Annotated in this window: 13 protein-coding genes and 1 riboswitch; of the genes, 1 reads left to right on the forward strand and 12 read right to left on the reverse strand. The window is 35.9% G+C overall.

The annotated features are described in order from the left end of the window. Nucleotides 1-296: 296 nt before the first annotated feature. A riboswitch (Lysine riboswitch) is annotated at nt 297-475 on the reverse strand. Nucleotides 476-528: 53 nt separating this feature from the next. The 5 genes from yunB to LD272_RS07190 form a co-directional block, all read right to left on the reverse strand. Continuing rightward, nucleotides 529-1,311: a sporulation protein YunB gene (yunB, locus tag LD272_RS07170; protein WP_226035922.1), complete on the reverse strand. Its 783-nt coding sequence runs from the start codon at nt 1,309-1,311 to the stop codon at nt 529-531. Between the two features lie 169 nt (nt 1,312-1,480). Beyond that, on the reverse strand, nt 1,481-2,581 hold the full coding sequence (locus tag LD272_RS07175) for an HD-GYP domain-containing protein (RefSeq protein WP_226035923.1): 1,101 nt from the start codon (nt 2,579-2,581) through the stop codon (nt 1,481-1,483). A gap of 190 nt (nt 2,582-2,771) precedes the next feature. Further along, nucleotides 2,772-3,077 carry a YunC family protein gene (locus LD272_RS07180; protein WP_226035924.1) on the reverse strand — a complete coding sequence of 102 codons (306 nt, stop codon included), beginning with the start codon at nt 3,075-3,077 and terminating at the stop codon, nt 2,772-2,774. 56 nt (nt 3,078-3,133) lie between these two features. After that, complete coding sequence (locus LD272_RS07185; protein WP_226035925.1) at nt 3,134-4,525, reverse strand: bifunctional metallophosphatase/5'-nucleotidase; 1,392 nt, start codon at nt 4,523-4,525, stop codon at nt 3,134-3,136. Between the two features lie 12 nt (nt 4,526-4,537). Then, entirely contained in the window at nt 4,538-5,365 is an 828-nt protein-coding gene (locus tag LD272_RS07190; RefSeq protein WP_226035926.1) for a sulfite exporter TauE/SafE family protein, read from the reverse strand. A 284-nt stretch (nt 5,366-5,649) separates the two neighbouring features. On the opposite strand from LD272_RS07190, the gene LD272_RS07195 reads away from it, so the two are divergent. Then, nucleotides 5,650-6,351 (forward strand): lysophospholipid acyltransferase family protein, encoded by a 702-nt coding sequence (locus LD272_RS07195; RefSeq protein WP_226035927.1) that lies wholly within the window; start codon nt 5,650-5,652, stop codon nt 6,349-6,351. 332 nt (nt 6,352-6,683) lie between these two features. Here the strand turns inward: LD272_RS07195 and LD272_RS07200 are convergent, their stop codons facing one another. The 7 genes from LD272_RS07200 to agaV all read right to left on the reverse strand — a co-directional run bounded on the left by LD272_RS07200 (nt 6,684) and on the right by agaV (nt 12,362). Then, entirely contained in the window at nt 6,684-7,616 is a 933-nt protein-coding gene (locus LD272_RS07200) for a hexose kinase (RefSeq protein WP_226035928.1), read from the reverse strand. Nucleotides 7,617-7,684: 68 nt separating this feature from the next. Further along, the gene (gatY, locus tag LD272_RS07205; RefSeq protein ID WP_226035929.1) at nt 7,685-8,542 is read right to left on the reverse strand and encodes a tagatose-bisphosphate aldolase subunit GatY; all 858 of its coding nucleotides are present in this window, start codon (nt 8,540-8,542) and stop codon (nt 7,685-7,687) included. Between the two features lie 31 nt (nt 8,543-8,573). Beyond that, a complete protein-coding gene (nagA, locus tag LD272_RS07210; protein WP_226035930.1) occupies nt 8,574-9,728 on the reverse strand; it encodes an N-acetylglucosamine-6-phosphate deacetylase in 1,155 nt (384 codons plus the stop codon). Nucleotides 9,729-9,758: 30 nt separating this feature from the next. Beyond that, entirely contained in the window at nt 9,759-10,175 is a 417-nt protein-coding gene (locus LD272_RS07215; protein ID WP_226035931.1) for a PTS sugar transporter subunit IIA, read from the reverse strand. A gap of 75 nt (nt 10,176-10,250) precedes the next feature. Next, nucleotides 10,251-11,072, reverse strand: coding sequence for a PTS system mannose/fructose/sorbose family transporter subunit IID (locus LD272_RS07220; RefSeq protein ID WP_226035932.1), 822 nt, complete (start codon nt 11,070-11,072; stop codon nt 10,251-10,253). Then, on the reverse strand, nt 11,062-11,829 hold the full coding sequence (gene agaW, locus LD272_RS07225) for a PTS N-acetylgalactosamine transporter subunit IIC (protein ID WP_226035933.1): 768 nt from the start codon (nt 11,827-11,829) through the stop codon (nt 11,062-11,064). The genes LD272_RS07220 and agaW overlap by 11 nt, the downstream gene beginning before the upstream one ends. Before the next feature lie 53 nt (nt 11,830-11,882). Then, nucleotides 11,883-12,362: a PTS N-acetylgalactosamine transporter subunit IIB gene (gene agaV / locus LD272_RS07230; protein ID WP_226035934.1), complete on the reverse strand. Its 480-nt coding sequence runs from the start codon at nt 12,360-12,362 to the stop codon at nt 11,883-11,885. Nucleotides 12,363-12,383 lie beyond the last annotated feature (21 nt).

Here is a 12,383-nt window from a genome sequence, read left to right on the forward strand (position 1 = left end):
TATTTAGAAAAAACGACAAACGTTAAATTCTACATAAACGAGGTTTAGTTTTAAATTACAGGAATAAACCTCAAATAAATTTCATCTAAAAAGCGCTTCATTTGTAACCTTATAACGTAAATCAACCGCATCAATCTATAATTTTTGTTTTTCGCTTCTCAAGGATCATCCAGTTTTAACTACTATTTTCCTATACTGTGGGTTCCTTAAAAAGTATATTCTTTATAACAGTATAAAAAAACAGTGATAGAAAATAACCTACCACTGCCTTTTAGCAACTATGTTATCCTCAGGATTCGATCAGTAGCCCCTCATGTATCATCAAGACATGACAGTACATCTCCTCTTCTGAAGATATACCAGCAATAGAGATTCGACATTCTTTATTGCTTCGGCAAGTTAACCCTTTCATCAATGATCACTGGTGTCATCCTTACATTAATTAATTCTGTTAACCTGCACCTCTACCTCACCGATCTGACAAGTTTTTATTTAATTTCCAAAAGGAATTATATCAATCCGTCACTACTATTGCAAGGGGTCAATTGGTATTGATAAAGATGGATCGTTATTTCCCCCTTTATTATAATACTGCGGAACATCGCCTGGTTGAAAAAAACGAGTAATCGGTATATCTTGTTCAAGTTTAATTGGAGCTGATGCAAAAGGTATAACAACACTTACTTCTACTTCAATATGGACTAATACATTAATATAAGCACCGTTTATGCCAGACTCAATAAACTCATCAGTTACCTCCGTAGAGACAATACCAATCGTGTCGATATTTACAGGTACGGTAGGACCTAAATTTGCAAGTAATGGTATGCCTAAAACTTGACCAATCGGAATTTCCAACAAATTTTGATTTTCCTTAACCTTTTCAATTGTTTGTTCTTCTTCAGGCTCCACTTCTACATCGAGTGGTGCACCCGGACCAGGAATATCCCCTTTTTCTACTCTGTCTAAGAAATTTTCGACTCGATACTGTATATCTCTTTGAATTCTATTTTCTACATCTGTATTAAATACATAACTAATTATGTTGCCGGCTTCATCCGTTTGAGCCTGATACAGATTTGTCGTATCCAAATCATCAGATATTCTCTTACTAACAGCTATCCCCATTGCCTTGTTTGCATATTGTTCAGTTCTATCAACAGCAATACTCATTAGTACTGGCTTTATTTGATTGTTTATAATTAATATACTAATCAAAGTTGATAATAAAAAGAAAACAAGAGTTACCATGAATATTTGTCTTGCTGGAGGTGGAGTAATATGTCTTTTAAATTTAGGCCGTCGTCTCAAATTAAAAACCCCCTCAAAAAACAATATGCTTTTTAAGAAGGCATTAGAATTAATTTCATAATTACCTTATGTAGTAATTGTCATTCACATATAGTTTGGGAACGGTCTATCCCAACTATATATGAATGACAATTGCAAAAAATCAGTATTATGAAATTGATTAGAATTATTATTTAACTTTATTAGCACCGTCTGTATTACAAGCTGTAATCACTACATTTAAAGATTCAGCTAAATCTATATCGTAAGGAGCAACTTCTTGATCTTGTTCCTTTATAACTCGTATAAAAGGTCTTTCGTATAAATTCTTGTTTTGTTTAACAACAATGCCAGTTCTTCCATCACTTAATTCCACTGTGAGGCCTTTTGGATAAACAGCAATTGTTTTACGAAATGCTTCTATTGTTTGTTTTTCAAATAATTCTCCTGACCCAGCATAGAGAATCTCTAATCCTTCATGTGGGAGCATAGCATCGCGATACACACGATTACTTGTTACAGCATCGAATACATCAGCAACACCTAATAGTTTTGCATAAGGATGGATTTCATTGTTACTTAATCCTCTTGGATATCCAGAACCATTTAATCGTTCATGGTGCTGAAAAGCACAGTGGGCCACAAGTAAAGGTATATTAGGTGATTTTCTTAATAAATTAAAACCTTCTTCGGTATGAGTTTTAACAATTTCATATTCATGTTTAGATAATCGAGAATTTTTTTGAAGTATTTCTTCTGGGATTAACACCTTACCCACATCATGAAGCATAGAACCAAGTCCAATTTGTTCTATCTTCTTTTGTGGTAAACCTAATTCAGTTGCAAGTGCCAATGAGTAAATCGTAACATTAATTGAATGTGCAAATATATAGTCATCACTTATCAATATATCAGAAAGAATAGATAAAACTTCTTCACGGTTATTTACTTGGTCTACTATAACACGAACCATATCAGTCATTTTTTGACCGGTTTTATCAAATAGAAATGAGTTCTTCATCAACCCATCTTGTTGAAAATGATCAAAAGAAGTCTTAACCATTTGTATCGCTTCAATACGGAGTTCATCTGGAATCGGTGGATTTATAATAATATCATCTGTATAGGCGTCCTTAATATAAACATATGTAATCCCTAAATGTTGAAGTCTCATCAACATTCTCTTAGTAAGTTTTACGTCTTTTTGAATTAAGACTTGTCCGTTATCATTGTATATTGGTTTAGCAAGCTCTGTTCCTTGTACAGTAGATTTTGTAGCTACTAGTCTCATATTGTTCTCCTTACTTACTATGATATCAATCGACACCTTAGTTCATATTACCAAAAAAAGACAAGACAAGCTACAAATTCCTGTAAATTTCTACAAATATCGCAATCGAAAGGATCTATAGAAGAAGGTAATAAAATTCATTAACTGAAAGAGGGTTAACTTTTTCATAAAAAGATAACCCTCTAAACTACTACTCTGCAATTTTAAGCAGTGCATCCTTAGTCGTAATCCCTTTATACCAGCCTTTGTTTTTAGCTTCAATTGTCACTTTGTCAAGTGGTGCTTCAAGTAATTGTTCAATGGTTTTAACTCCAGTCGCTCGAGCTGCAATAATTTTTCTATCTGATAGTTTTTCATTCAATAAATCCACATCCAGCGCACCGCACATCACATAGCCAATTTCATTAGAGATAATCAGCAAATTTGTCTTAGGTAATTGTACGCTAGTTGCTACAAAAGAGTGATCTTCAATCATTAAAGGTTTTACCGAAATCAATTAAAACACTCCCTTCTCCATTCAATATATGGAGAAAAGAGGCTCGTGTGAATAATTTATATTTTTTCCTGCAATGTCTTTACCAATAAGTCCCTTAATAATTCCGGCATATAAAAGCTTTTTGACTTCGATCTAGATATTTCTGGTAATAACTTACCAAAAGTAAACATATCTGCAGTTGCGATTTTATATGTTCTTTCCATATCTACTGGGGCGCCATTTATCAAAATCTTTTTGACATGAAGATCTCCACTATCACTAGAAACAACATCAACTTCTATTCCTGAGTAAATCATTCTTCCAATTATCTTCCCTCGAAACCCAAATCCTTTTAATTCCAATTCCATAAATGACTTTGCAAATGAGCCTCTAATCACTTCAATTAGTTCTGTTCCCCTAATCTCTACGACACAAGGATTGATTGGATGAGGGCAAATCCTATGTACATCAGCATAGCTCACTATTCCCTCGTTAAAACTTTCCAATAATAAACCAGCATTTAACATAGCACAATCAGCATCCGTCCACTCTTTCAGTGTCTCTGTTAACTTGCTTATTACATGCGTCTCACAGAACCAATCCACTTCAAGGGGAGCGGTTAACGTCATGACCGGCTTGTTTAGAATTTGCTTTGATTGTTCACCATAGATTTCCAGTTGACTCTGCGTATCCAAATCTTGATGAAATGGCGCTATATTCGTTGTGTAAGCTTCTTTTTTTGTTAATTTACCAGCAAGATGGTCCCATGTTAGAATAACCTCTCCGACATAATTACCATGCTTACCGGCTGCGGTTAATAGTGTATTATCAATGTATTCGCCATCTCGAAATAAGTGATGTGTATGCCCACCAATAATTACGTCTATTTCTGGATAACGACGCGCTATTTCTTCATCTTCGTTAATTCCTAAGTGAGATAGTAATAAAATGATGTCCGTTTCATTAGCTAATTGCTTGATGTATTGATCTAATACATCAAGCGGATAGTTCACGTTCCATCCTAATAAATTATAAAATGCGTTAAAAGGAGCAGTTAGTCCAATTACTCCTATTTTAATACCGTTTTTCGATTCTACTGTTAACGTGGGTTTCAACCAAGAAGGGTTTACCCCATTAATTGTATGTAAATTTGCACATATTAATTCAAACTGAGCATCATCGTATAAATGATATAAATCATCATACTTGAGCGTAATCCCCTCGTTATTTCCGATTGTCGCAAAATCATATTCTGCAGCATTCAACAGTTGCACATTTGTTCTACCCATTGTTGCTTCAGCAATTGGATGAAAGCGGTCAACGAAATCACCATTGTCTATTAACCAATAGGATTGATTATCTCTTTTTCTTTGCCGTTTTTTTTCATTAAAATGGCCTACAACCTTTGACCAATTTTCAAAATGACTATGTATATCACTTGTATAATAGAAAAATATTTTCTCTTCCATGTAATTACTCCCTTAGCCTAGTCCTTGCCAAATTAGTCTAATACCAATAATAATAAGAATGAAACGCAAAATCAATTCAACCGTACTCTCTTTTAATCGTTGATTTACTTTTGCACCAATCGTTCCACCGATCCATGCACCAGGAATGAAAAGCCAAACATATTCCCATGGTACGTGACCAAGATTTATGTGTGTTAGCGAACTTATTAAACTTAAGAAAAGAATCATAAACATGGACGTTGCAATTGCAACGTGAGCAGGAAAACCAAATAATAAAATCATAATCGGTACCATTAAAGATCCACCACCGATCCCAAATAACCCCGATAAATTTCCTACTAAAAATGCAAGACCCACTGCAGCAATCCACGGATAAGAATACGTCTTAGCCTCACCATTTATGATTACTTCTCTATTTATTGTCCATTTCGTAGTAATAGTTCTATTTCTTTTTTTTGGAACATTTGTCTTAAAGAAAAACATTACAAACATAGCAAGCATTAAAAATCCAAAATACAAAGAAAATGAGTCTGTATCAATAAACTGGTTCAGCCATGATCCAACAATTCCACCAGGAACACTTGCTAGCACAAATAGAGTACCACTTTTATAATCAATCCGTTTGTCTTTAAAATAGGAGATACTGGATGACAACGCAGTGAACACCATTACAATCAAAGAAATCCCAACAATATTTTGAGCTGTTGCCCAATTAAAACTTTCAATAAACTCATTTAAAATTAATAAACTCGGTACAAGGATTACGCCACCGCCCAAACCAACAAGACTTCCAGTTAAAGCGGACAAAAAACCAATTGTTACACAAAAGAGGAAAACCAAACTAAACCACTACCGTTCTTAAAGTTATTGTTTGTCTATTTTAACATGTATTTTGACCAGACTATAATTTAAGTACTGTGATTGACCTACTGCCAATCAATCTACTTTACCTTACCATACTACATTCATAACTAAGCAATTTTTAATATGAACTTAAATGTTAATTATTCTATTAAAACAGTGTGACAAATTCAATATCAACTAGTGACATTTGTAACTTATTTAATTTGTTCATGTCTTTTATGATTGCAATAGATTAAATATGTTCGAAAAGAGGAATAAATATGCGCACTCTATTATTTCAAGGATACATGTGGGGTTATATTTTAAGTAAAGCAAATAAATCATTTACTATTAATAGATTAAACAAGGCAGGTAAGATGAAAGAAAAACTAGAACTAATGGATAAAATTATTTTAAAATGTACAAAGAATTTAATTAATATTTCAGGTGCAGACCTTATAATAACCGGAACAGAAAATATCCCTTTAGATGAACCTGTATTATATGTTGGCAACCATCAAGGTAATATGGATATACCAATTTTATATTCAACCGCTCCTCAAACGATGGCTTTTGTTGCGAAAAAAGAAATGGAGAAAATTCCATTGTTGGGTTATTGGATGAAGGAACGAGGATGCGTGTTTATCAATAGGGATAACGCTCGTAGTTCCCTAAAAGCTATTCAGCAAGCAATAGAAAGTTTAAAATCCGGTAATTCAATAGCAGTTTTTCCAGAAGGAACGAGAAGTAAAGGTCCTGAAATTGGAAACTTTAAATCGGGCAGTTTACGAATTGCGATTAAATCAGGGGTAAAAGTCGTTCCTGTGACCTTCAAGGATTCTTACAAATTGATAGGAAAAAAGGGCAAGAATACACCAGCAAAAGTTTCTGTCCATTACTCTGATCCCATCGATTCAAGAGATTTTAAAGATACAAACAAACTAGCCACAGAAGTTCTGACTCAAATAAAAAAGCATTTGTAGCCGGCTATTATTCTTACAGTTTGGGGTGCAAATTACACTACAAAATTTAATAAATCACATTGAAAGTATTAATATACTAACAAAAAACGGCTACCAACCAGTATGAATGTTGATGGCCGTTTCAAATTACCTTTTTAACGTTTGTGACAGGTATCGGAACCCGTTTAATAGAGGCTTGTGTGAATGTGTGTGTATAAACGGGCTCATTCTTTCGCTTGGACGTTTACTGTCCAAACGAAAGAATGAGCCCTTAAACAGATCATAATTGCATTAAGATATAATTTTAATTTTTGGATGAGACACATTTAACTCCGGGATGTTTAATCGTATATTTAAAAAATCTGATTAACCTGCATTTCTCGAACACACCAAGTGATTTTTGTAGCATCAATATAGCCTGTTTTTTCTTCCATTGCATTCAAAATCCCCATGGAGAGACCAAATTTAATTAGGTCGACATCTGTCAACTCACGGGAAATTCCTGTTGCAAATCCTGCGATTACTGAATCCCCTGATCCAACTGGATTAACTGCGTTAACTTTTGGGGGTATTGCTCGATAGATGTTGTTACCGTGTTTCACAATCGCGCCATCTGCTCCAAGTGTAACAACGACCCATGGAATATATTCAAATCGAAATGAACGCAAAACGTCGATAATAGCAGCTTCTGAATCTAAATTTCTACCAACTAAGTCGGTTAGTTCGTCCTGATTGGGTTTTATTAAATATGGCTTACTTTCACTTTCTAGAGTCACTGAAAGTAACTCACCCTTCGTATCCAACAGCACTGGCGTCTTATGCCGATTGGCGATCTCTAATATCTTTTTGTAAAATTTATCTTCTAAACCCTTTGGCAAGCTACCAGAAATCGTGATAACTTTCGCTTGCTGGACATGGTTAGATATTTCTTCTAAAAACAAGTCAGCTTCACTACTCGAAATAGTCGGTCCAGACTCTAGTATTTCTGTTTGTTTTCCTTCATGAATTACCGCTATACAATTACGTGTTTCGTCTTGGATATTTAAAAATAGATCCCGGATACCGAGTGTTGTGATTTCCGTCCGGATATAGTCTCCCAAGTTTCCGCCCAGAAAACCTGAAGCACCTACTTCCTCTTCAAGTTGATGCACTACACGTGCAACATTTAACCCCTTGCCTCCAGCAGTTTTTGAAACATCATTTACTCGATTAACTGTATCAAGTGAAAACGAATCTAGTTTATAGCTTATATCAACAGACGGGTTCAATGTAATAGTTAAAATCAACTTTTCTTCACCTCATTTCTAGCATTCTGAAAAGAAGTGAGATCAAGATCTCACTTCCCCCTATAAATCTATGCTTTTCCATCACTCATACAAATCAGTATTTTTTCAATAGCCGCTTCTTTCATTTTAGCTTTTGCTGGATTCATATATTTTCTTGGATCTGTTTCATCGGGATTTGCGAATAAATGATCTCGTAATGCTGTTGAAAACGGAATTTTTAGTTCTGTGGAAATATTTACCTTAGCACAACCAAGAGAGATACACTTTTGTACATCCTCTTTAGATATTCCAGATGCACCATGTAAAACAATCGGAATATCAACAAGGTTTTTAATCTTTTCCAAACGATCGAAGTCTAGGTCTGGTTTGCTTTCATATAAACCATGTCCGGTACCAATTGCTACAGCTAAAGAATCAATACCCGTACGTTCAACGAATTCTTGTACAGTATCGGGATCTGTGTAAGCTGCATCCTTTGCCTCAACAATTAAATCATCTTCCTGGCCCACTAACTTTCCAAGTTCAGCTTCAATTGTAGCGCCATGAGTATGTGCCTTATCAGCAACTTGTTTAGAAAGTGCTATATTATCTTCAAACGTGCCATGTGAGCCGTCTATCATCACCGATTTCGTACCAAGTTCCAACGATTCATCAATCGATTCAACCGTCTCATGATGATCTAAATGTAATGCGATGGGAATATCGTTTTCCCTCGCTGCAACCTCAACTATTGCTTGGATGTATGCACGACCAGCATATTTCATTGTTCCTGGTGTTGCTGCTAGAATAAGTGGCGAATTCATTTCAACTGCAGCTTCAACAACCGTTTGAATCGTTTCGAGATTATGAATGTTGAATGCAGGTACTGCATACCCTTCTTTTCGTGCTTTAATAAGCATTTCTTTCGTATTTTGAACGTAACCCATAATAATACTCCTCCTTGACAATGATGTTATTTTACAGATCCTGTTTACGGTATTTAATTTCTCCCTGAACAGCTGTTGCCTGAACGTGCAGGTTATCATCTACTACCACATAATCTGCTGTCTTCTCAGGCTTAATGCTACCTAAAATAGTTTCTTTTCCTAAACTCCTTGCAGGTGACAATGATGCAAGATGCCAGATTTCAGTCAATGAATTTCCGCTCCATTGCTGAAGATTCTTGATTCCATCTATTAAATTTAAGGTACTGCCGGCTAATGATCCTGTCTCAGTCCGCGCAACACCATTTCGCATCACAACAGGAAACTCGCCAAGCAGATAATCTCCGTCAGGCATTAATCCTGCTCGCATGCAATCTGTAATTAAAAGAAGTTTATCCTGCTTCGTCTTTAGTGCAAAGCATGCAATGTCAGGATGCACATGAAAGCCATCACAAATCAGCTCACTATATGCGCGCTGATCAATTAGTCCGGCACCTGTAGCTCCTGGTTCACGATGGTGCAGCCCAGACATACCATTAAATAAGTGAACAAAATTTCGCGCACCTGCATCAACCGCTTCAGTACAGCAGTTATAACTCGCATCCGTATGCCCTATGCTTACCAGGACACCTCTTTCACTTACTGAACGAATAAATCCCATTGATCCCTCCCGTTCAGGAGCCAGCGCAATTTTTACAATTGTACCCTTGGAAAGCTGCTGCCACTCTAAGAACTCGTCAATAGCAGGATCACGAAAATAATTTTTATTTTGCGCTCCCTTATGTTTTTCCGTAAAATACGGACCTTCCAGATAAATGCCTTCAGACTGAGCACCTGCTAATCCCGTGCTAACAGCATCCGTAACTGCTTTAATTGCTTGGTTTAAATCTTCCTTGTTAGATGTTAATGTTGTCGGCAAAAACCTTGTCACTCCAAGTTTTAGTAAAGCTTCAGAAATACCATGTACTACATCTGTTCTGCCATCCATAATGTCGTGTCCATCTATTCCATGAATGTGGGTATCAAACAGACCAGGAGCAATGGTATATCCGCTCCAATCCATAATTTTCGAATTAGCTGGAAGGCTATCAACAAACGAACCAAAATGTCCGTCTTCTACTACTAAATAGCTCCCTTTCTTTACTTCCTTTTCGAGCAAAAAACGATCTGCTTTTATAAAATACTTCATTAGACATGCTTCCTTTTGGTTTTTAATTTATTAAATTCCATCCGAATCTACTACAGTATCTATCACATTAACTTCAAACTTTTTAATGTTTTCTTTTCCTTCTTTTAAAACGATATCGACAAAATCATCAACAGGAAGTTTCCGTTGGAATAGTCCACTTAAAAGCATTGGTGAATTTGCACCACCAATCACACGAATATTATCATTTATGGAAGCTATTTTTGAACTTACATTAAATGGCGTACCACCAGCTAAATCTGCGAAACAGACAACTCCAGATCCAGTGTCAACATTTTCTATAGATTGAGTTAATAATTTTTCCAGTCTATCTGAACTTTCTTCAAATGGAATTACTTCAACTTGCTCTATATCCCCGGCAATTAACTGAACCGATTCTAGCAATCCATTTGGGAATGATCCATGTCCTGTTATTACAAATCCGATCATTTAATTCACCCTTTCATGGTGTTGATGAGGGAAAAGCTATCTAACAATCCGAAAGCTTCTCCCTATTACCTATAGTTACATAACGCCTAGGAAGGAACCTAGTAAACCAACAACAACTGTAAGACCAATTAATGCTATTGGTGAACGACCTTTTTTCAATAACCAATAAACTAAAAGCGTGTAAGCTAATGGAAGTAATGCTGGCATAATCTGATCTAGAATGTCAGTTTGAACATTTAATTCTGCTTCTCCTGAAACCCATGCATAATCAATATTAAACGATACATACGTTGCGATTAATCCACCTACAACCGTTAAACCAACGATTGATGCAGCACGGGATACGTGTTTTGTTCCTTCTTTTAATTTGGCGATGGCTTTAACACCTGTTCTGTAACCATAGCCCATTAGACCAAAGCGAACACCAAAGTGAATAACGTTGAACATTATCAGGAATACAAATGGCCCGAGAACATTCCCTTCAACTGCTAACGATGCACCAATACTGGCTGTAATTGGCAGTAGTGTTAAAAAGAACATTGCATCTCCGATACCACCTAAAGGTCCCATTGTAGCAACCTTGATTCCTCGAATTGCTTCTCTATCTTCTTTCTTTTGCTCCATTGCTAGGATAATCCCCATAATAAAGGTAACCAAAAATGGATGCGTGTTGAAGAATTCCATATGATCTTTCATTGATTTACTTAAATCTTTTTTATCTTTATGGATGTGTCTTAATCCCGGTAAAATTGAGTACAGCCAACCTGCTGCCTGCATTCTTTCATAGTTAAATGATGCTTGCAGTAACAGCGATCTCCATGCTAGATGTCGTAATTGTTTCGAATTCAGCTCCGTTGCTTCGGTTGTATCTTCATATTTATATCCATTAGATTCCATCGGTTATTTCCTCCTCTCTGGGTGCTGGTCCTTGTTTGTTTTTATTTTGATTAAAATCATACAGTGCAATCGCTAAACCAATTAACGCTATAGCTAAGATTGGCATTTCTAAATAAGCAGCTAAAACAAATCCAACAATAAAGAACATGACATATTCGACCTTCATCATAATTCTTAATAACATCGCGAAACCAATAGCAGGCATGATTCCACCAGCAATGGACAGTCCATTAATTATCCACTCAGGAACTGATTCTACAAGGTTGGCAGCTGATTGAGCTCCAAAATAAATCGGTAAAAATGCGATGATTGCATTGAAGAAAAACAAGATAACTAAACCAAGATAATTTATCCGCTCTATACCCTTGTAATTTGCATCAAGAGCAAACTTATCTGCTTTGTGCATTACAGGAGCAAATATTGTAAAGAACAATGTGATCAACCCTTGTACAGCAACAGCAAATGGAATTGCTACCCCAACTGCAACATTTGGATCCTGGCCAGCGATAATACCAAATGCCGTACCAATTACTCCACCAATAACCACATTCGGTGGTTGTGCGCCTGCAAGCGGAACCATTCCCATCCAAATTAACTCCAATGTACCTCCGACAATTAGACCCGTTGTAACATCACCTAATATCAGTCCAACTACTAGACCAGTAACTAGCGGTCGATGAATATGCGTTAACCCGTTGTACAGGTCAATACCAATAATCCCAGCCCATAAAGCTATCAATATAGCTTCTACAAACATAGTTAAACACTCCCTTTTCATAAATTTCTACTATCTTGTAACATCTAACTTTTTTAAAATAAATCTAAAATGTTCTGTCCCTTTTCATTTGGCACTTTTCGTAAATCAAGATTCACCCCCAATTCATCAAGGCGTTTAAATGCTTTAATATCCTTCTCGTTGACAGAAACTGTAGATGAGACCTGTTTTTTACCTTCTTCATAATGCATATTTCCAATATTTATGTGATCGATTGGTACGCCACCTTCTTTCAGTGCCAATACGTCATGCACATCTTTTACAACAAGAAATATTTTTTGTTTTGGTGACGCTTTATGAATCACATCAATTGTTTTTTGCAATGAAAAGTATCTTGCTTGGATTACGTCCGGTAAAACCATATCCATCAAACTTTGTTGTACTTCATCCTCAGAAACTTTATCATTAGCGACTACCACCAGATTTGCACCGAGGTGGTTTACCCAAGTAACTCCTACTTGTCCATGAATTAAACGATTATCAATTCTTGTTAATAAAATATTGGGGCCTGACATACGTATCATCCTTTCATTTTT

The sequence above is a fragment of the Aquibacillus saliphilus genome (assembly GCF_020404745.1).
Lineage (GTDB): Bacteria > Bacillota > Bacilli > Bacillales > Amphibacillaceae > Aquibacillus > Aquibacillus saliphilus.